Annotated in this window: 20 protein-coding genes; 3 read left to right on the top strand and 17 right to left on the bottom strand. The window is 50.3% G+C overall.

The window, feature by feature from the left end; all coding sequences use genetic code 11:
- Positions 1-14: 14 nt before the first annotated feature.
- Together ACJHWR_RS15980 and adeQ are read right to left on the bottom strand one after the other, a co-directional pair.
- A complete protein-coding gene (locus ACJHWR_RS15980) occupies positions 15-467 on the bottom strand; it encodes a DUF1198 domain-containing protein (protein WP_001306732.1) in 453 nt (150 codons plus the stop codon).
- A 52-nt stretch (positions 468-519) separates the two neighbouring features.
- The gene (gene adeQ / locus ACJHWR_RS15985; RefSeq protein WP_001349999.1) at positions 520-1,854 is read right to left on the bottom strand and encodes an adenine permease AdeQ; all 1,335 of its coding nucleotides are present in this window, start codon (positions 1,852-1,854) and stop codon (positions 520-522) included.
- A 174-nt stretch (positions 1,855-2,028) separates the two neighbouring features.
- On the opposite strand from adeQ, the gene adeD reads away from it, so the two are divergent.
- A complete protein-coding gene (adeD, locus tag ACJHWR_RS15990; protein ID WP_001065717.1) occupies positions 2,029-3,795 on the top strand; it encodes an adenine deaminase in 1,767 nt (588 codons plus the stop codon).
- 46 nt (positions 3,796-3,841) lie between these two features.
- Here adeD and uhpT read toward each other — a convergent pair whose 3' ends face one another.
- The 9 genes from uhpT to ivbL all read right to left on the bottom strand — a co-directional run bounded on the left by uhpT (position 3,842) and on the right by ivbL (position 14,416).
- A complete protein-coding gene (uhpT, locus tag ACJHWR_RS15995) occupies positions 3,842-5,233 on the bottom strand; it encodes a hexose-6-phosphate:phosphate antiporter (RefSeq protein WP_000879199.1) in 1,392 nt (463 codons plus the stop codon).
- A 137-nt stretch (positions 5,234-5,370) separates the two neighbouring features.
- The gene (gene uhpC, locus ACJHWR_RS16000) at positions 5,371-6,690 is read right to left on the bottom strand and encodes an MFS transporter family glucose-6-phosphate receptor UhpC (protein ID WP_001361973.1); all 1,320 of its coding nucleotides are present in this window, start codon (positions 6,688-6,690) and stop codon (positions 5,371-5,373) included.
- 9 nt (positions 6,691-6,699) lie between these two features.
- Positions 6,700-8,202 carry a signal transduction histidine-protein kinase/phosphatase UhpB gene (gene uhpB, locus ACJHWR_RS16005; protein WP_012311591.1) on the bottom strand — a complete coding sequence of 501 codons (1,503 nt, stop codon included), beginning with the start codon at positions 8,200-8,202 and terminating at the stop codon, positions 6,700-6,702.
- A complete protein-coding gene (gene uhpA / locus ACJHWR_RS16010) occupies positions 8,202-8,792 on the bottom strand; it encodes a transcriptional regulator UhpA (RefSeq protein ID WP_000633668.1) in 591 nt (196 codons plus the stop codon). Before uhpA ends, uhpB begins: the two co-directional genes overlap by 1 nt.
- Positions 8,793-8,953: 161 nt before the next feature.
- Positions 8,954-10,393 (bottom strand): hypothetical protein, encoded by a 1,440-nt coding sequence (locus ACJHWR_RS16015; protein WP_001361939.1) that lies wholly within the window; start codon positions 10,391-10,393, stop codon positions 8,954-8,956.
- A gap of 278 nt (positions 10,394-10,671) precedes the next feature.
- Positions 10,672-11,154: a hypothetical protein gene (locus ACJHWR_RS16020; protein ID WP_094326095.1), complete on the bottom strand. Its 483-nt coding sequence runs from the start codon at positions 11,152-11,154 to the stop codon at positions 10,672-10,674.
- Positions 11,155-12,229: 1,075 nt separating this feature from the next.
- Positions 12,230-12,520, bottom strand: a complete 291-nt coding sequence (ilvN, locus tag ACJHWR_RS16025) for an acetolactate synthase small subunit (RefSeq protein WP_001181706.1) — start codon at positions 12,518-12,520, stop codon at positions 12,230-12,232.
- A gap of 3 nt (positions 12,521-12,523) precedes the next feature.
- Complete coding sequence (gene ilvB, locus ACJHWR_RS16030) at positions 12,524-14,212, bottom strand: acetolactate synthase large subunit (RefSeq protein ID WP_023142146.1); 1,689 nt, start codon at positions 14,210-14,212, stop codon at positions 12,524-12,526.
- Between the two features lie 105 nt (positions 14,213-14,317).
- Complete coding sequence (ivbL, locus tag ACJHWR_RS16035) at positions 14,318-14,416, bottom strand: ilvB operon leader peptide IvbL (protein ID WP_001312198.1); 99 nt, start codon at positions 14,414-14,416, stop codon at positions 14,318-14,320.
- A gap of 564 nt (positions 14,417-14,980) precedes the next feature.
- On the opposite strand from ivbL, the gene tisB reads away from it, so the two are divergent.
- Positions 14,981-15,070, top strand: coding sequence for a type I toxin-antitoxin system toxin TisB (tisB, locus tag ACJHWR_RS16040; RefSeq protein WP_000060506.1), 90 nt, complete (start codon positions 14,981-14,983; stop codon positions 15,068-15,070).
- Between the two features lie 123 nt (positions 15,071-15,193).
- On the opposite strand, the gene ysdE is transcribed toward tisB, so the two are convergent.
- On the bottom strand, positions 15,194-15,268 hold the full coding sequence (gene ysdE, locus ACJHWR_RS16045) for a protein YsdE (protein ID WP_211180519.1): 75 nt from the start codon (positions 15,266-15,268) through the stop codon (positions 15,194-15,196).
- 81 nt (positions 15,269-15,349) lie between these two features.
- On the opposite strand from ysdE, the gene emrD reads away from it, so the two are divergent.
- Positions 15,350-16,534, top strand: coding sequence for a multidrug efflux MFS transporter EmrD (emrD, locus tag ACJHWR_RS16050; RefSeq protein ID WP_001306726.1), 1,185 nt, complete (start codon positions 15,350-15,352; stop codon positions 16,532-16,534).
- Between the two features lie 7 nt (positions 16,535-16,541).
- On the opposite strand, the gene ACJHWR_RS16055 is transcribed toward emrD, so the two are convergent.
- The 5 genes from ACJHWR_RS16055 to ACJHWR_RS16075 are packed head-to-tail and all read right to left on the bottom strand — an operon-like array spanning position 16,542 to position 21,000.
- Positions 16,542-17,039, bottom strand: a complete 498-nt coding sequence (locus ACJHWR_RS16055; RefSeq protein WP_000148045.1) for a radical SAM protein — start codon at positions 17,037-17,039, stop codon at positions 16,542-16,544.
- Positions 17,036-17,398, bottom strand: coding sequence for a DUF202 domain-containing protein (locus ACJHWR_RS16060; protein WP_001113432.1), 363 nt, complete (start codon positions 17,396-17,398; stop codon positions 17,036-17,038). The genes ACJHWR_RS16055 and ACJHWR_RS16060 overlap by 4 nt, the downstream gene beginning before the upstream one ends.
- Positions 17,388-17,735, bottom strand: coding sequence for a YidH family protein (locus tag ACJHWR_RS16065; protein WP_000703959.1), 348 nt, complete (start codon positions 17,733-17,735; stop codon positions 17,388-17,390). Before ACJHWR_RS16065 ends, ACJHWR_RS16060 begins: the two co-directional genes overlap by 11 nt.
- A 59-nt stretch (positions 17,736-17,794) precedes the next feature.
- The gene (locus ACJHWR_RS16070; protein WP_000828515.1) at positions 17,795-19,288 is read right to left on the bottom strand and encodes a sulfatase-like hydrolase/transferase; all 1,494 of its coding nucleotides are present in this window, start codon (positions 19,286-19,288) and stop codon (positions 17,795-17,797) included.
- Complete coding sequence (locus ACJHWR_RS16075; protein ID WP_001087115.1) at positions 19,285-21,000, bottom strand: solute:sodium symporter family transporter; 1,716 nt, start codon at positions 20,998-21,000, stop codon at positions 19,285-19,287. Before ACJHWR_RS16075 ends, ACJHWR_RS16070 begins: the two co-directional genes overlap by 4 nt.
- Positions 21,001-21,126: the final 126 nt, after the last annotated feature.

The raw sequence follows: 21,126 nt of genomic DNA on the forward strand, positions 1-21,126 counted from the left end.
AAGACGAAACGATTTTAATGCAGCCAGTGAACGCCTTCGGCAGGCTGAAAGAACGCGTTATAGCGCATCTGAAAAGCATTAATATCCTGCATTTCAGGTTCGGTTTCGCGCAGAAAACCCAGCGCCAGCCTGACCTGAGCATCGGTAATCGGCGCGGCAAGACGGGCTTTTTGTAAAATCCGATGCCATTGCAGCAGGTTCTGTTCGCTACCATCGACAATGACAATTTGCCAGATGAGCAACACCTGCGCGGCGTTTTGCAGGTGCGACTCATCCGGGCGATGCAAATAACGTAAAAATTCGTCACCGGCTGACTTTCCCATTTGATCGACCATCGACTCCACGGGTACGACATCGATATTCAGCCGATCGCTGAGACGGCGAATCGCTTTTCTGGCCCCGGATGTCAGCACCCGAAAACCAATCACAAACACTACCGCCAGCGTGGCGAGCATTATCCAGATCATGAGTTCTCCTGCGTAATCAGAACTCATGATATCTGGAAACCCTCACCAGTTACTAATCCACCAGAATAATCTTCAGTGCAAACAGAGCTGCGACCACCACCACACACAGGTTCAGATCGCGCCAGCGCCCGGTGCATACTTTCATGATGCAGTACGACATAAAGCCGAGTGCAATCCCTTCGGTGATCGAGAAAGTAAAGGGCATCATCACCGTGGTAATAAACGCAGGCACCGATTCGGTAAAATCATCCCAGTTAACGCGCGCCAGGCTCGAAGTCATCAGCACGCCAACAAAGATTAACGCTCCGGCGGTTGCGTAAGGAGGAACCATCGCCACCAGCGGTGAGAAGAACATAACCAACAGGAACATAACGCCGACCACAACCGCAGTCAGCCCCGTGCGACCACCGACTGCCACACCAGAAGTACTTTCAATATAGGCGGTAACAGACGAGGTGCCGATAAACGCGCCCGCCACCGAACTGACGCTATCAACATATAGCGCCTTATTCATATTGGGGAATTTACCGTTACTATCTATTAAGCCAGCTTTATCAGTTACACCAATTAATGTTCCTGATGAATCAAATAGGTTGATCAGCATGAAGGAGAAAATGATACCGGCGAGTTCAAGTGTTAACGCGCCGCTCAAATCTACTTCACCAATGACGCCGCTAATATCAGGCGGAATGGAATAGACGCCGCTAAAATGAACATCACCGAAAAATAATCCACAGCAAGACGTCACCACAATAGAAACAAGCACCGCGGCATGAAAATGACGTGATGACAACACGGTTATAATAAAAAACCCTAAAATACCTAACAACACGCCGTGAGAACTTAAATCGCCAATCATCACCAGGGTGTCTTTATTGGCGACAATAACGCCAGTATTTTTTAATCCCATTAAGGCGATAAATAATCCGATTCCGCTGGTGATACCAATACGTAAACTTAATGGAATGTTGGAGATCATCCAGTACCGGATACGAAACAGCGTGAGCAGAAATAGCCCAACTGCGCCCCAGAATATCGCGCCCATCCCGGTCTGCCAGGAGATGCCCATCGCCCCCACGACCACGAACGCAAAGAAGGCGTTCAGCCCCATTGCCGGAGCCAGCGCCACGGGTAAGTTAGCAAATATCCCCATCGCAATACTGCCGATACCGGCAATCAAACAGGTGGTAACAAACACCACTTTCGGGTCCATTTGTGCCGCGCCGAGGATTTGCGGGTTCACAAAAACGATGTACACCATGGTTAAAAAAGTGGTCATCCCCGCAATCAATTCTGTGCGGACGGTGGTCCCATGCTGAGGTAGTTTAAATAATCGCGAAAGCGTCCCTGATTCATTACTCACGTAATCGGTATTGTCATTATTCATTTTTTTGTCCATTGGAGGAGATTTAATCCCTTGCTTTTGTAAAACAAATGACAACAACGGTTCAGTGATAATTATCACATTTCAATTGCACATTAATGGATATTCTTTAATAATCTCGCGACGTTTCTTTATGATAAATAATAATCAAATTGATAAAATCAAAATGAGAAAAATATGAATAATTCTATTAACCATAAATTTCATCACATTAGCCGGGCTGAATACCAGGAATTGTTAGCCGTTTCCCGTGGCGACGCTGTTGCCGATTATATTATTGATAATGTCTCTATTCTCGACCTGATCAATGGCGGAGAAATTTCCGGCCCAATTGTGATTAAAGGACGTTACATTGCTGGTGTTGGCGCAGAATACACTGATGCTCCGGCTTTGCAGCGGATTGATGCCCGCGGCGCAACGGCGGTGCCAGGGTTTATTGATGCTCACCTGCATATTGAATCCAGCATGATGACGCCGGTCACCTTTGAAACCGCTACCCTGCCGCGTGGCCTGACGACCGTTATTTGCGACCCTCATGAAATCGTCAACGTGATGGGCGAAGCCGGATTCGCCTGGTTTGCCCGCTGTGCCGAACAGGCAAGACAAAACCAGTACTTACAGGTCAGCTCTTGCGTACCCGCCCTGGAAGGCTGCGATGTTAACGGTGCCAGTTTTACCCTTGAACAGATGCTCGCCTGGCGGGACCATCCGCAGGTTACCGGCCTTGCAGAAATGATGGACTACCCTGGCGTAATTAGCGGGCAGAATGCGCTGCTCGATAAACTGGATGCATTTCGCCACCTGACGCTGGACGGTCACTGCCCGGGTTTGGGTGGTAAAGAACTTAACGCCTATATTGCTGCGGGTATTGAAAACTGCCACGAAAGTTATCAGCTGGAAGAAGGACGCCGGAAATTACAACTCGGCATGTCGTTGATGATCCGCGAAGGGTCCGCTGCCCGCAATCTCAACGCACTGGCAACGTTGATCAACGAATTTAACAGCCCGCAATGCATGCTCTGTACTGATGACCGTAACCCGTGGGAGATCGCCCATGAAGGACACATCGATGCCTTAATTCGCCGCCTGATCGAACAACACAATGTGCCGCTGCATGTGGCATATCGCGTCGCCAGCTGGTCGACGGCGCGCCACTTTGGTCTGAATCACCTCGGCTTACTGGCACCCGGTAAGCAGGCCGATATCGTCCTGTTGAGCGATGCGCGTAAGGTCACGGTGCAGCAGGTACTGGTGAAAGGCGAGCCGATCGATGCACAAACCTTACAGGCGGAAGAGTCGGCGAGACTGGCACAATCCGCCCCGCCATATGGCAATACCATTGATCGCCAGCCAGTTTCCGCCAGTGACTTTGCCCTGCAATTTACCCCCGGAAAACGCTATCGCGTTATTGAGGCCATCCATAACGAATTGATTACCCACTCCCGCTCCAGCGTCTACAGCGAAAATGGTTTTGATCGCGATGATGTGTGCTTTATTGCCGTACTTGAGCGTTACGGGCAACGGCTGGCTCCGGCCTGTGGTTTGCTCGGCGGCTTTGGCCTGAATGAAGGTGCGCTGGCGGCGACGGTCAGCCATGACAGCCATAATATTGTGGTGATCGGTCGTAGCGCAGAAGAGATGGCGCTGGCGGTCAATCAGGTGATTCAGGATGGCGGCGGGCTGTGCGTGGTCCGTAACGGTCAGGTACAAAGTCATCTACCGTTGCCCATTGCCGGGCTAATGAGCACCGACACGGCGCAGTCACTGGCGGAGCAAATTGACGCCTTGAAAGCCGCCGCCCGTGAATGCGGTCCGTTACCCGATGAGCCGTTTATTCAGATGGCGTTTCTTTCTCTACCAGTGATCCCCGCGCTGAAACTAACCAGTCAGGGGCTGTTTGATGGCGAGAAGTTTGCCTTCACTACGCTGGAAGTCACGGAATAATAAAAAAAAGCCCGGCGTCATGCCGGGCAAAAGTCACCAGTTACGTTTATGCCACTGTCAACTGCTGAATTTTTTTCTCGCGGCGGATTTTGCGTTCTTCCATCACCGCCACTATCGCCATCAGGCAGATACAACCAATCGCGGCGATATCCAGCGCGGCGAAGGTGCCTGCCCAGCCGGTAAGGCCAAATACCGGCGTCCCATCAGCAATCATTCCCAGACCTAACTTGGCAAAGCTGTCACCAATCAGGTAAGCGAAGGTGCCTTTAATACCATCGGCAGCGCCAATCGCTTTTTTAGGTACAAAGCCAACAGCAGCTACACCAATCAACAATTGCGGGCCAAAGACCAGGAAACCCAACGCAAAGAGAGAAGCCAGGTAGATATATTGGTTGCTGGCGTGTTGATACACACCGAGCGTGGCGATAATCAGCGCCAGCGCGATACAGGCCACCAGGCCACGGCGACCGTTCGCCAGGTCAGAGAGCCAGCCCCACAGCAGCGTACCGACCAGCGCACCAGCTTCAAACAGCGTAAAGCCCTGAATCGCCACCGCTTTAGAGAGTTTCAGTTCCTGGAACGCATACACGGTTGACCACTGGTCGATACCAATACGCACCACATAGAGGAAAATGTTGGCAAAGCACAGCAGCCAGATCACTTTGTTTTTCAGCACATACTCAACAAAGATCTGCCACTTGGTCATATCGGTAGATTCTGTCTCTTTATCCTCTTCACTGATCTCCTCGCCGAACAGCTCTTCAGCTTTGCCGAGGCCATAAGATTCCGGGGAGTCGCTGCCGTAACGCAGGCCGATAAAACCAACAATCAGCGCGATAATCGACGGGAAGATAAACATGCCGATAACATGACCATCGAACAGGTAATTTGCGCCGAACAGCGCCACACCTGCTGCGCCTGCACCGCCAAGGTTGTGAGAAATGTTCCAGAAACCGAGGAAGGTCCCGCGCTTACGACGCGGCGTCCATTTGGTGATGGTGGAGTAACTGCACGAACCGCCGGTGCTCTGGAAAAAGCCGCTTAAGGCGTAGAAGGCAATCATCAGGAACAGGCTAACCGAGCCGCTGCCCATACTGGCGCTGAAGCCCAGCATACAAATGGCAGACAGGATCAGCATGAACGGCAGGAATTGTTTGGTGTTTTTGCCGTCGGCGTAGTAGGAAACCAGCGTTTTACCCACGCCATAAGTGATGGAGAAACCCAGGCCGATCATCCCCAGCTGCGTCATGCTCAACCCGTAGGTCGAAATCATATCGTTCTGCGCGATGTTAAAGTTCTTGCGAATCAGGTACATCGTCAGGTAGCCGATAAAGACCACCAGGTAGGATTGCATGAACGGTTTGAACCACATTTTGCGCCGCACTTCGAGCGGAAGGTCCAGGGTCGGCTTGCGAACCTGGTTTAAGAAAGCCAGCATGGGTTACTCCTGAAATGAATACCTGCGTGAGGCATGCATTGTAAAAATCAGTAGCAAATCAGGCCTGAGATAGCGTCCAGGCAAAACCTGGAAAATTTCTTAGTTTTGCCGGATATGAAGTGAAAAGGTGAGATGCATCACGCTTCGCGCGGTGTCTGGGCGTTCAAAAAGGGCAGTAACAGCAGTGCGGAAATCCCGGCGGCGATAGAGATAACCACAAAAAATCCGCTCCAGTGCCAGGTATCGAGCACTTTCGCCAGCGGCCAACCAGCAAGCGACGCCCCCAGATAAGCAAACAAGCCGACAAACCCCGTCGCCGCCCCTGCCGCCTCTTTGTGGGAACATTCTGCCGCCGCCATGCCGATTAACATCTGCGGGCCAAAGACAAAAAAACCAATGGTGAAGAAGCAGGTTGCCTGCATCACGTAGCTGGCAAATGGCATCAGCCACAGCGAGCCGACTGAAAGCAAAATTCCGGCAGCGAAAATCAAATTCATCGGCCCGCGGTTGCCGTTAAAGAGTTTGTCCGAGCCCCAACCCGCTACCAGCGCACCGATAAATCCGCCCAGTTCAAACATCGTCACTGCCGTATTCGCCGTGACCAGATCGACGCCCAGCGTCTCGGACATATACAAATTGCCCCAGTCGTTGATCGCCGCCCGGACCACATAGACCAGCACATAGCAAAACGAAAGCAGCCAGATATACGGATTCAGCAACACATACTTGGTGAGGATCTCTTTACGCGTCAGCCCTGCCCCTTCTTGTTGTTGAGCAATCTCCAGCGCGTCGTGCCGCCATTCACCAACCGCTGGTAAACCTAACGCCTGCGGGCGATCGCGCAGCCGCCAGCAGAGAAAAATCCCCACGACGATCGCCATACAACCGGCAATCATCATCCCGGCACGCCAGCCGTAATGCAGCGCGCTCGCTGCCATCACAATGGGAATGAGTGCGCCGCCGACGTTATGCGCCGTGTTCCATAATGCCCACCAACCGCCGCGCTCGGTACGAGAATACCAGGCGGTTAACAGACGCGCACACACCGGTGAACCCCAGCCCTGGAAAAAGGCGTTCAACACCCAGAGCACGGCAAACGCCCATAGCGACGTCGAGAAGCCAAACAGAATGTTGATAATGCCCGTGGCAATAAGCCCTATCCCCATAAAATAACGGGCATTTGAGCGATCGCTGACAATGCCGGAGACAAACTTCGACACACCGTAGGTAATGTAAAACAGGGTCGCTAACAGGCCAATATCGCTACGGCTGAGCACGCCGTTAGCAAGGATTTCTGGTACGGCGGCGTTAAAACTTTTACGCGTGAAGTAAAACAGCGCGTAACCCAGCCAGATGGTCAGCAGAATATGCCGACGCCAGTAACGGTAACGGGCATCAATTTCTTGTTTATCGCTAATCAACGGCGCGTCAGCTGGCGCTTTCAGAAACGGCAACATCATCGAACCTTAGACATAACGTTGAGGTAGAGAAACGCTGACACGCGTGCCGTGCAGACAGGAAATGGTCAATGTGCCGCCCAGCGCCGTTACGCGCTCGCGCATTCCGGTAAGGCCAAAACCGTGTTGCCCGGAATCTGGCGGTAAACCGCTGCCATCGTCTTCAATCACCAGCATTAACCGCTCATCCTGCTGCCAGCCTTGCAGCGTGACCGCGCTGGCATCGGCATGTTTCACAATGTTGTTCAACCCTTCCTGGCAGACGCGAAATAGCGTCACGCGCTGGTTTTCGCTTAACGCTGATTCATCGATTCGCCATTCGAGATGACTGACAATGCCGCGCCCTTCCAGCTCCATTTCCCGCATCAGTGAGCGGATGGCCTGCTCCAGGGTGAGATCATCCAGCTGGCGCGGACGTAACCGCCCTAACAAACGGCGCACCGCATCGTAAACACCCAGCGACAGGTGTTCGATGAGCTGCCCGCTCTGCTTCACGCTGGCGTTATCTGCCGCCAGCCGCTGAACAATACCTGCTTGAGTACGAATAGCAGTGATGGTCTGACCGATATCGTCGTGCAGCTCACGCGCCACATCACGGCGCACGCTCTCTTCAGTTTCTAACAAACGTTCAGCCAGATGCTGATTGCGCGCTAGTTCCTTTTGCAGCGACTGGTTAAGTTCACGCAACCGCTGGATGCCTGCGCCCAGTAACAACCCTGTCAGACTTTGCACCAGCAGCGAGAGCAATAAATCCACCGAATGATCGCGCCAGGTTTGACTGGCGATCAGCGCGATGGCGTTCATCAACGTCGCAATCAGCGCCCCTTGCCAGCCGTAGTGCCAGGCCAGCGCGATAATCGGCAGCGCCAGGCAGAATGGCGTAAAGCGCGACAGTTCGTCCGGCAATCCCAACTGGAGCCAGAGACTGATAACAAACAGCAGCAAGTACCAGACCAGATGCCGCCCGCGCCAGTTGATCGGTTGAGAAACTAACGACGGCCCGAGCGGCAGCCAGATGTTATTGGCGAGATAGTGCCAGAACACCAGACATATCGGGGCCAGCGTCAGGCCGCCAGTTAAAGTCAGCAACAGCGCATTCCACGACTCTTTCCCGTGCCAAAGCCAGGGCAGCGACTGCAACAACGCCGCCGCCGTCAGTGCTGCCCCCTGTAACAGCAGGGTGCGCCAGTCACGTTGATGGCGATAGCGCGAGATAAGCGCCACGGGCAATAACGTCAGTAAACTACCGATCATCAATAAGGAGAAATGGGTTAAACCGACCGCCTGCGTTAGCCAGTAAATCAGCAGCCACTCCGCTCCCAGCAGCACCGGCCAGTAGCCGCGCGGGCATTGCAGCATTAGCCCCAGACGCAGACCAAACGGAAATAACAGCACCGCCATATCAGGGCGCTCAACCAGGTGCAGGCTGATACTCCACAAGCAAAACCACGCGGCAGAGAAGATAAAAAAGCAGGCAATAACGGTAATTAAGCGAGAGAAAAACGTCTTCATCACCAGCCATCAAACATGCGGCGCGCCAGTTCAACGTCGTTACTGACGCCCAGTTTTTCCATCAGGTTAGCGCGATGGACGTGTACCGTTTTCGGTGACAAGCCCAGTTCGGCAGCAATCTCTTTCACCGCCATTCCTTGCGCCAGTTTTTCTGCCACCTGCCGTTCACGTTTGGTCAGCGGGTCCTGGCGACCAGATGCCAGTTTAATAGCAATATCCGGCGTCAGATAACAGCCGCCCGTGGCAACCGTATGCACCGCAGCAATCAGTTCGTCAGGGCTACAACGCTTGGAGAGAAAGCCGCGCGCCCCCGCGTTAAGCGCCTGCTCAACCAGCGCCGGACTGTCATGAACAGAGAGCATAATCGTCGCCATACCTTTCGGCAGCTGGCTTAGCAGCTCCAGACCGGAGATATCGGGCATGGAGATATCGCAAATACACACCTGCACACCGCGCCCCGGCAGCCCCGCCAACGCCTCGCGCCCCGAACCAAACTCGGCAACTACCTGCAAATCAGGTTCCAGCCCCAGCAGCTGCGCAAAGCCGGAGCGGACGATGAGGTGATCGTCTATAAGTGCAACGGTGATCATGATTGGGTCCTGGCGGATAAAAAACGCGCATACCTTAACGATAAGCGCGATGTTGTTCAAGTTGGATATGGGGTATGTATTGGCTTAATGATGTTGGTCTTATCGTCAAAACGCTTACCTGAAAGGTAAGCGTTTGGTACGTGTTATTGCGAAAAAGCGAATTATTTGTAGGTTGCGATTGCAATATTGCCTGAAAAATTTCTCCTCCTGTTGCGGAAATCGTTTTCAGGTAACAAAGAGTCATCCAGAAACCTATAATCTTCAGCGGAACGCTCATTAAGAGAGTCATCCACTGAGTCGTTATGAATATAATCCTCACCGTATGTTCGATAAATGAAATTAGCAATATTAAAATCGTTACCAGCTTCATTTATTTCGGCTTTTACAATATAATGGGTTTGTGTGAATGTATGCTGTGAAAAGTCAGCAACAAGCAAATTTGTTTTTCCCAGCAAAGCACAAAACCCTGGGTTATCATCAAGCCCGGCAGAAACAGAATCGTTTGCCTGTATTACATTAATATCCCCCCTATCAAGCGCGACAGGAAATGCCTGTGAACAAGCATAATACAGGTTACCTATTCCTGAAATACTGGAGAGGCAAGAAATAATATTTTCTCTGATTTTTTTCTCAACACCATCTTTCTGTAGAGAGTTTCTCACAATATTACATTCATCTGGCGTAAATACAATTTCACTAAAAAGCTTTTCGAAAGCTTTATATTTTCTAACACCTCCATGGCCAGACAAAGCCATGGTTTTATTCCTCAGAAATTCATGGATTGTGCTATTTATTTTAACTCCACAACATGAAATAATTGAGCTGCCCTCTCCAACGTGTCTTGCTGCATCAGCAAGAAGTGAACTAAACTCTCCCTCCAGAACATCTAGTTTTTTTATGTCTGATTTATAACTACAATCATCTGGAATTAATTTATCTGGAGTTAATTGAGTTTGTTCATTTAACGCTTTTTTTAATTGGCGCTCAGCATCAGTAACTCCAAAACTGCGTTTATTTTCAGAATTATTATTAACAACTTCTAGCTTAAGAGCATTTGCAGCAACTGTTACTTTTGAGAGTTGATACTTTTCCAATACATCGTGCTCTGATAATAACCCTATAAACTCTTTCACATTACGACCACTAAAATCCCTGTCTCTACTCTGTTTTTTCAAACTGTTGCCTTTTAACTCACGATACACATCAGTGACTTTAAACTTATCACTGCCGGTCTGCTCAATTTTTATATAGCTATCCATCCCTGTGGTAGCGATCCATGTTTTATAATTCGCATTCGCTGATTCAGGCGTAACATGAAAATAAGAAACCAATTTACCACTGATATCATGCCGATAGATATGTAAAGAATCTAAAATGTATAATAATAAACTTCGGAAAACCTCACGAAAAGTGGCATTTTTAGATAATGTTCTACAATTATCGAGCAGGCCACTTTGTTCCATCGCATCAAATGCTTCAATATTACCCTCGATACTATCTCTTAGACTCTGGCTCAGGCCCTGGCTCTGAGTTTGACTCTGAAAATGACTATTATCATTCTCTGTTTCCGTTGGATATGTATAACTCGTCACACTAACCATAGTAACCTCGCAATATGACACTTTGCATATTTTGACATTGTTAGAAGTATCAATGGCTAGCATGATAAATATTTCATTGCTAACCGCTATTTTTCATTTATTTCAATAATAAGACTATAGTGCCGTTAATTTTTATCGATTTCCCCAATGCAATTGCATCACTAATTCTACTTATTCACTATCAAAAATCGCTCATTTTTTTCAAAAAGAGTGTTTACACACAGACGGTTAAGAATAAGCGTTCACCTTAATGATAAACGCGATTTATCAGACAAAAATCATAAATCAGCAGTTGTTGCGGCACCGAAAAATGTAAAAGCGACTTTATCGTTTTTGGAGTTTTGTTCGTCGACCCTACCGGTAGTAAAATAACGAGAACACTGAAGCTTAACTTCATTTCCAACATTATTAACCGCCATCAAATACATCTTCTGACTAAACCCATTTATAGTAAAATCCATTTCATTAAGATACTTTCCAGACCCAAAAAAAGAATTTCCTGATTTTTTTAAATCCGTTGTAAATGAAATGAAACTATCAAAACTCTTTGAGAGTAACTCGCGAACATCTTGAGATGTGTGTTGTAAGCGACTCTGATAGCCTTGTGCGGAAGAATAATAAAAACATGTAATCCCCTGAGGACTGGCTAAGCAAGCGATTATTTCATCAATCTTATCATCCGTAATATTACCGTTTGATTGTTTTAATAATTCTCTTACCCGAGCACAATCATCATCATTAAAGCAAACCTGTGCAACCAATTGTTCAGGTGTATTTTGACTATAGTTTGTGTCTTTTTCAATTATTTCAATTTTGCCTGCAAATATTTTAAGAATATCTTTACTTAACTCAACACCACAGCAAGTTATTTTTGCAGCACCACTTGGTTTAGTTTGTTCTTTTATACATCTATGAGCATCCATAGTCATAGAGTGTAAATAATCCTCAGTAATATCAATTTTTTCATGAACAGGTAAATGCCCCTCATCTTTTTGAATTCGCAGGTTTAATAAATCATATGTATTACTCAAAATTTCCGCAGGCATTTCGTAATTACAATCCGTATTCATCATAACAATACTATTAACTAATTTTTTCCTCAAAACCGTGTCAGCAGAATGTGTTTCTAACACAGCCGTTTTTTCAGATAGCGATTTGATAATAGTCGCTACAGCCACTCCAGAATATGATGTTTCTTCGAGTATTATTTTTTTATTTTTTTCACCTGCGCCAAACTGTATAACATTAAAGGATTTGTCACCTGTTTGTTCAATCACGGTATATTCGTTCTCTCCAGTTGCCGCCATCCAGGTACGATTACCATTATTTTCCGTGCCTGGCATAGGGTGGAAATAGTCAAGAATTTCGGTATTAACACTGCGAGAACCGGACATGATATTTAGTATTAAGCGCTTTATTTCCTGTAACATCCATTTTGCGAAATTACTGCCAGGTGAATATTTTTTCTCGTTTTTTGTAATATCAAGCTCAGCAGCGATATTTATATTTTTATCCAAAAAAGTGGAAGGGCAGGGATTTGACATCATTGTTCCGCTGATTATAGGGCTTGCCATAATATACCTCACGATGAACCATTAATTAATAGAATGCTGGTCATGACTATTGGTATAGACAGCAATCAGAATTTAACACCATCGCTGGAAATTTTAGCCCTAACTGTTAACCCCCAAATTACCGGTGCAGCGACTTAAATTAACATTCAGGGCTAATAAATTGTGCCTGAGATGGTCTCTGGCACAATTTCACCCTATATATCTGAACGGATCTATCAAAAATCGCTCATCAGTACCCCCCCGGGCGGTTTAATGTCGCTCCTTACTGAAAAAACACCGCGATCTTGTTAAACATTGTCGGATCAGACTGATTACGCTGCACTTTCACCACATCTTCCAGCTTATCGATTTGGCTTATCATCTGCTCCAGACGCTGGTCGTCATTGACCAGTAGCCAGATGTGGCTTTTGTCGCTGTCCTGAATCGGCAGGCAGAGAATGCCTTCAACGTTAAAAGCGCGACGGGCAAAAAGGCCACAAACGTGGGTCATTACGCCCGGATGGTTGCGAACGGTGAGTTCCAGAATCACGTTGTCATGAGTTGTGTTTTGCATGGCTTATTCCCCCACCATTTCAGTATTCGCCGCACCTGGCGGCACCATCGGGTACACTTTTTCTTCGGCATCAATACGCACATGGATCAGCGCCGGACCAGGGCGATTGATGATTTCCTGTAATGCAGCCTGCGGATCGGTTTCGTTATTCAAATCACAGGTTTCGAGGCCGAATCCGGCGGCAATCTGCATAAAGTTGATTTTTCCCGGATAGGTAGCGGCAAAAACGCCCTGCTTGTAGAACAGACTCTGTTGCTGATGTACCAGCCCCAGCGCTTCGTTGTTCATCAGAATGATTTTGACATCCAGCTGATTTTCACTGGCGGTCGCCATCTCCTGAATATTCATCATCAGGCTGCCGTCGCCGGAGAAACACAACACTTTGCGATCCGGGTTCGCCAGCGCCGCGCCAATCGCCGCAGGCAGGCCAAAGCCCATCGTGCCCAGCCCGCCGGAGGTCAGCCACTGGCGCGGGCGATTGAGCGGATAGGCTTGCGCGGTCCACATCTGATGCTGACCCACGTCGGTGGTGATAATCGCATTGTCATCGACACAGGCGGCAACAGCGTTGATCAGGCCGTAATGCGTTAACGGATCGCACGCTTTCGGGATTGGACACGGGAATTCGCGCTGCAAATCCGCCACCAACTGGTGCCACTCTGCACGCGGTTGCGCTTCCACCTGCGGGATCAATTGCGCCAGCACGTCATCAACATCCGCCTGAATCGCTACGTGCGGTTGCTTGATTTTGCCCAGCTCTGCACGGTCGATATCGACATGAATGATTTTCGCATTCGGGCAGAACTGCTCGGTTTTGCCAATCGCCCGGTCATCAAAACGCGCACCGAGAACAATCAGCAGATCCGCCTCCTGCAGTATATAGTTGGTGCTGCGCACGCCGTGCATCCCCAGCATACCCAGCGACAGCGGATGCGCTTTTGGCAGCATGCCCAGCGCCATTAAGGTCATGGTAGTTGGCAATTGCGCTTTCTCTGCCAGTTCACGCACCCGTGCGGGCGCATTGATCACACCGCCGCCCAGATAAAGCACCGGGCGTTTGGCGGCGTTAATCATTGCAGCTGCGTCACGAATACTCTCTTCACTAAACGCAGGCGCGGCAGCTTTTTCTGCCATAGCGGCCTGTGCTTCAATCTCAAAAACCGCCGTTTGCACATCCTTAGGAATGTCTATCCACACCGGGCCAGGGCGGCCTGATTGCGCAATACGAAAGGCGTCGCTCATGACCTGTGGGAGCTCTTCGATATGTCTGACCAGATAGTTGTGTTTGGTGATGGGGATAGAGATGCCGTAGGTGTCCACTTCCTGGAAGGCGTCGGTGCCGATCATCGAGGCAGGAACCTGACCGGTGATGCAAATCAGCGGGATGGAATCCAGCCGCGCATCGGCAATGGCGGTCACCAGGTTAGTCGCACCCGGTCCGCTACAGGCCATACAGACCGCCGGTTTACCGTCGGTGCGCGCCATTCCCTGAGCGATAAACCCCGCTCCCTGTTCATGGCGAGCCAGAATATGGCGGATTTGCGTGCTTTGGCTTAAGGCATCGTAAACAGGCAGGATAGAACCGCCCGGAATGCCCGTCACAATCTTAATGCCCTGCTGTTCCAGGAAATGAACGATAAATTCTGCGCCGGTAAAGCGCTTACGCGTCGATGTTGTGCCCGAACTTGCCATGCTCCAGTCCTTTTCTTCTGGGCCGACTTTCCGGGAGGTGCTTAAACGAAAAACCCCGCCCGGTTTGCGCCGGCGGGGTTTTGGAATCGTGTGTTGTTCCAGTCCCTACGGCGCATTGCCGACGACCACCACCACACGCACGACGACCACTGCGGCGGATGGCGCAGTTGGTAGTAGTTTTGCGTTGAACATGGAAGTAGTCATTGGGGACCTTGTTGGTTTTGTGTTTAACAATATTTATACAAGCACAGCTTTACAGGGGAGACAATGGAAAATTTTTCAGCAAGGGAAAATTGAGGGGTTGATCACGTTTTGTACTGAATTGCGGGTAACAAAAAACCCCGCCGGAGCGAGGTTTCGTCAGTCGCCTGCGGCTGGTAACCGCAAAGCACACTGTATTATGTCAACACTGAAAGTATACGTGTTCCGCGCAGAACGCGCAATTTCGGCACGAATTTTGACGTATTTAGTACATAGTTGAGTATCGATCACAGTTTTCGTTTTGTCCAAATATTACTGTTTATTTATACAGTAAACTTCTATAATATCACTGTACGCAATGTGTTATGCGGGGGCCGCATCGTTACCCGGCGCACTAAGTCCTGGCTGAAACGGGTGGTGCCGTCAGCGCCTTAACCCCGCGTGAGCACACTGTGTTATGTCAACAAGCACAACGTTTCTCCTTGAGATACCGCGTGCACAACAGCTGGCAACAGGCAGCGGAAAGGTACGTCAGCTGGCAGTGCTCCTGAACCACAGGAGACGCGTATGAGCCTGGTGGATATCGCCATTCTTATCCTCAAACTCATTGTTGCAGCACTGCAACTGCTTGATGCTGTTCTGAAATACCTGAAGTAATTCAGATTCAAGTCGCACCAAAGGGGAGCGGGTAACCGCTCCCCTTTCATATTTAGCGTGCGGGTTGGTGTCGGATGCAATGCTGATGCATCTTATCCGCCCTACCATCCCTCCCGGCAACATTTATTGCCGCTTTTGTTTACATATTCTGCCGCTAAACAATTCCCCATTCCTGGCGTATATCTGGCTAACATTTATCAATGTGATAGATTCCTCTCCCGCATTTATGGGAATGCGTAGTGACTTATTCTAATTATTTTTATAAAAGCATCCGTGATAATGAAAAGGCATAGAAACGTCAATTTGTTATTGATGTTGGTATTACTCGTGGCCGTCGGTCAGATGGCGCAAACCATTTATATTCCAGCTATTGCCGATATGGCGCGCGATCTCAACGTCCGTGAAGGGGCGGTGCAGAGCGTAATGGGCGCTTATCTGCTGACTTACGGTGTCTCACAGCTGTTTTATGGCCCGATTTCCGACCGTGTGGGTCGCCGACCGGTGATCCTCGTCGGAATGTCCATTTTTATGCTGGCAACGCTGGTCGCGGTCACGACCTCCAGTTTGACAGTATTGATTGCCGCCAGCGCGATGCAGGGGATGGGCACCGGCGTTGGCGGCGTAATGGCGCGTACTTTGCCGCGCGATTTATATGAACGGACACAGTTGCGCCATGCTAATAGCCTGTTAAACATGGGAATTCTTGTCAGTCCGTTGCTCGCACCGCTAATCGGCGGTCTGCTGGATACGATGTGGAACTGGCGCGCCTGTTATCTCTTTTTGTTGGTACTTTGTGCCGGTGTGACCTTCAGTATGGCCCGCTGGATGCCGGAAACGCGTCCGGTCGACGCACCGCGCACGCGCCTGCTTACCAGTTATAAAACGCTTTTCGGTAACAGCGGTTTTAACTGTTATTTGCTGATGCTGATTGGCGGTCTGGCCGGGATTGCCGCCTTTGAAGCCTGCTCCGGCGTGCTGATGGGCGCGGTGTTAGGGCTGAGCAGTATGACGGTCAGTATTTTGTTTATTCTGCCGATTCCGGCAGCGTTTTTTGGCGCATGGTTTGCCGGACGTCCCAATAAACGCTTCTCCACGTTAATGTGGCAGTCGGTTATCTGCTGCCTGCTGGCTGGCTTGCTAATGTGGATCCCCGACTGGTTTGGCGTGATGAATGTCTGGACGCTGCTCGTTCCCGCCGCGCTGTTCTTTTTCGGTGCCGGGATGCTGTTTCCGCTGGCGACCAGCGGCGCGATGGAGCCGTTCCCTTTCCTGGCGGGCACGGCTGGCGCGCTGGTCGGCGGTCTACAAAACATTGGTTCCGGCGTGCTGGCGTCGCTCTCTGCGATGTTGCCGCAAACCGGTCAGGGCAGCCTGGGGTTGTTGATGACCTTAATGGGATTGTTGATCGTGCTGTGCTGGCTACCGCTGGCGACGCGGATGTCGCATCAGGGGCAGCCCGTTTAAGCTCACGTCACCGCAGCATCGTCATCAGCTCCATGGGAGAACGATGCTGCTTTATCAGATCACGCATCACCCGCATATGCGGCGCGGAGTAAGAATAAAACGCCTGATAGCCCGCACAAAGCACGTTGTCTGGCGTCTCCTCCCGAGCGTGCGGGCACAGGCGATGCCAGTCGCACGCCTGGCAGCCACGGCGCGGTTGCGGGTTTTCGCTGCCACACCATTTTTGTAGGGTGGCGTCAAAAAGCTCAATCGAAATACGACTGATATCTGCCCGTACCCAACACTCGAACAGGGCAATTAAAAATTTCCCCCACAGCTCTGCTGTCACCGAAGCGGCCGTCAGATCGCCCCGGTCATCAAATTCAAGATGGGGAATAAGCTGTACGGAGCGGATACCCCGTTGTTTGAAATTGTGATAAAAATCGGCAGGTTGCAGAGCATCCTTGTACTCTACAACCAGTTTATGCCTGTCCTCTTCAGCATCAATGACCTGACTTCCTGTCATGCGACTCTCTCAATAAATACGATAAGTTGATGTATATGCGTTACAGCAAACAGTATTGCGAGAGATAACACCGCGAGGGAGATCAAAAATTTGTCACGGACTACGTGAAATTGGGAAAAATCGCTATTCGTGACATCCATTAAATTGCGATTACGGGTGTAGTGCCAGAGGATCAGCGCCACAATGGCGAGAATGCCAATCGAAATCCAGAATAACATGCCCGCCTGGTGCCAGTTGTGTTTGATAGCCAACGCCATCAACGCGCCGTAGCCCAGCATGGTACGAAACCACGCCAGTGATGTACGCTCCGGCTGCAGCCCTGGGTCGGCAATGCGTCTGGCTTTGCGGCTATCCGGCATACAACACCAGTCCCATAACGATCACCGCTACGACCATCAATATTAAGCTGATGATTAATAAGCTGTTGGTGTAGGGCAGGTCCTCTTTCAGACGCATCGCTTTTTCATTGCGTAACCAGCGCAGGTAGCCATACATCGCTAACCCGCCGGAAAACAGACACAACAACAACGCCAGCAGTTCGCGAATGACGGGCGTGGCGAAATCTGGCGCAAGTTGATCAAGCCCAACCCCCGCCGCCAGAAATCCTAGTGCGGTACGGATCCACGCCAGAAAAGTACGCTCATTAGCCAGCGAGAAGCGGTAATCGGGCGCTTCTCCGAGGCGGGAAATTTTCATTGTTGCTCCTTGTAAACTGTTCCTCGCCGAAAAAGTAGGCCAGGAACAGCAATAATGCATCAGAACTTCTGTTTTTTCTCTTCCACCTTCACCCCTTGTGTCGGTAGGCCGGTGTCATAGTCGCGTACCACTGGCGAATAGCCATCTTGTGGGCGTGGACGAAACGCCCCCATCCAGCGCGGTCGTGCATCTTTACGCCACGGACGCAGACTCCATTGGTAACTGCGGAACGGATCGCGAATTTTATCCATGTAATCCAATAAGGCGTCATGCATTTTGCGGCGAACGTCGGCAAAACGGATATCATCGATCAGATTATGCATTTCATTTAGGTCATTACGGCGATCGTAAAGTTCATCACTGGTGAAGAGGTTGAGTACCAGTTTAAAGTCATCCGTCACCCAGCAACGCACCGGAATAAAACCGCCAAAGCTGTCATGCTCAATCTCGTAGCGGTTAAATTCCACCATTACGCCGCGTGGCTCTTTCACGGCAAGGATATTTTCCCCCGGCAGAATCTCTGGTTTTTCAATATCTGCCAGCGCCATCATTGTCGGCAGTAAATCGATATGACTGACTGGCGTATCGACCTGCCGCCGCTCCCCTTGCGGCGAACGGATGATCAGCGGAATACGGGTGATGTCGTCATACATCGCCGCTCCTTTACTGATCAACTTATGTGCGCCCATCATTTCACCGTGATCGGAGGTATAAATGACCCACGTATTTTCACGTTGCTCTGGCGTTAAGGCATTGATGACCCGTCCGATTTGGTCATCAACAAAGTCATTGCAGGCAAAATAGAGCGGATGGTGATAAAGCCCGTCATCACCGACTGGCGATGGCATCGCCTGCGCCCATAAGCGGTGATGTTCCGGTTTGTTCGCCAGGTCATCCTGTGATTTCTCGCCAAGTTCGTAGTAAAAATCAGCGTATTTCTCTAAATACTCCACCGGACAGGTGAACGGGTGATGCGGCTCATCATACGAAACCACCATCAGGAAGGGTTCCTCGGCGCGCGCGGGCTGTTGCAGAAAATCTACCGCCCGATTGCTGATGCGATGCGCCCAGGTGAAGGTTTCGTCGATATGGTTCGCCTGTAAATCCTCAACGCTGTTTAGGCCATTGCGCCACAGGCTGATCTCTTTTTCCGTCAGTTCGCTAAGGTAGTTCGCCCCATCGAACCAGTAATCAGCGTCCCACTCCGGCGGACACTCGCCAGTGCCGAAATAGTCATGACCGTCGAGATGCCATTTGCCGATGTAACAGGTGTGATAGCCCGCATCCTTAAAGTAGCGTCCCATAGTGGAGATGTTTTTGCCCGGCGCGACGTTGTTGGTCCACGGGCCGGACTGGTTAGCGTAGATACCGGTAAACAGCCCGGCGCGCGCTGGTGTACAAACCGGTGAACAGGTATAGGCGGAATTAAAGCGAATACTTTCCGCCGCCAGACTATCAATATTTTGCGTATTCAGCGGCTTACCGCTATAGCAACCGACCATATTGGTGGCCTGGGTATCGGTCATGATGAACAGAAAATTGGGGCGTTTCATAGGCTATCCTTCGCGTCGGGAGTAAAGGTTACGGCTGGGTCGTGACGATGCCGCCAGCTGTCAAAAATCAGGTAGACAATCACTACGGCAGCGATGAAATAACTGATCATCGCTAACCAGCGCGTACCGTAGCCGCCGAATTCAGCCAGCCCGGCATAGACGCCAATCATAGCGAACAGGATGCCAATTGACGCGATCTTGACGTTTTTCCACGGTTTCATGTCCACCGCAAACGCATCTTTGAAGGTGAACGGCGTGGCGCGCGGTTTGATAAAACCGATCACCAGCATCACGACCACGTTGATGCAGAACGTACAGGCCAGCACATAGAGGAAATGGAAGTCGAACTTCACCAGATAGTTGATGGTGATGTAGCTGATTATGCCAATCCCCATCGCCACTTTTGCCGCCAGCGCCGGGATGCGCGGGAAGAAAAAGCCCATAATGATGATGGTAACCAGCGGCACGTTGTAAATACCGTTGAGCTGTTTCATCCAGCTATACAGCCCCTGCGGCGCGTTGGCGATCCACGGCGCGACCAGCACCGAAACGATGGCGATAAAGAAACCAAATTTGCGCCCAACGGTGACCAGCTGCTGCGGCTCGGCATTCTGGTTAATGATGCGCCGGTAAATACCCATACTGAATAACGTACTGGCGCTATTCAGAAAGCCGTTGAAGGTACTGATCACCGCACCAAATAACACCGCGCCGAAGAAACCCACCAGTGGCACTGGCAGAACGTTATTGACCAGCGTCGGGTAGGCCATGTCGGCTTTAGGTAAATCCTGATACAGATGAAACGCAATCAACCCTGGCAGCACCAGTACCAGCGGGTCGAGCATTTTCAGCACCGCCGTTAACAGCGCCCCCTTTTGCCCTTCCGCCAGGCTTTTTGACGCCAGCGTGCGTTGCACGATGCCCTGATTTGTACACCAGTAAAAGGTGTTCACCAGAATCAAACCGGTAAATGCCGCGCCAATCGGCAAGGGATCGGTCGGGCCACCGACTGAGTTTAATTTCTCGGCGTGAACGGTGGTGAGTTGCTCAATGCCCTGCATAAAGCTGCCCTTGCCCATCGCGATCAGGCCAAATATCGGCACCATCAACCCGCCAATAACCAGCCCAATACCGTTGATGGAGTCCGCCACTGCCATTGCGCGCAGTCCGCCGATCACCGCATACAAAATTCCCGCCAGACCAAGCAAAATTACCAATAGCCAGATAGCCGCACCGTGGGAAATTTGTAACGATTCCCCGACGTGAAACAGGCTGTTGAGCGCCAACGCGCCGGAGTAGAGAACAATCGGCAGAAAGCAGACACCGGTGGCAATGAGGAAGCAGAAGTCGATGATAATACGCGTCGTTTTATCATAACGTTCCTCCAGGAAATCGGGGATGGTGGCAATGCCACGCTTCAGATAGCGCGGTAAAAAGATTAGCGCGAGGAAGATCAGCGTCACCGCAGAAGTGACTTCCCAGCCCATCACCGACATGCCGCTTTTGTAGGCCTGCCCGGAAAGTCCAACCAGTTGTTCCGTGGAAAGGTTGGTTAGCATTAACGAAGCGGCAATAACCGGCGCTTTTAGTGAACGTCCGGCAAGAAAATAGCCTTGTTGCGATCCGGTATCTGTTTTGCGAACCTTCCACCAGGTGATGATCGCCACCAGCAGCGTAAAACCGACAAAACTCAAGATTTGTAACGAATTCATCTCATAGCCCTTATTTATGTTTATGTCCCGGACGCATGAATATAGGGAGAGGTAAAATGCGTCGGGTCAGGCAGTCAGATTCTTAAAATACAAACGTCGTATCCCTGAACGGATTGTTTTCTGTTA

The sequence above is a fragment of the Escherichia sp. WS568 genome (genome assembly GCF_046486085.1).
GTDB lineage: Bacteria > Pseudomonadota > Gammaproteobacteria > Enterobacterales > Enterobacteriaceae > Escherichia > Escherichia coli.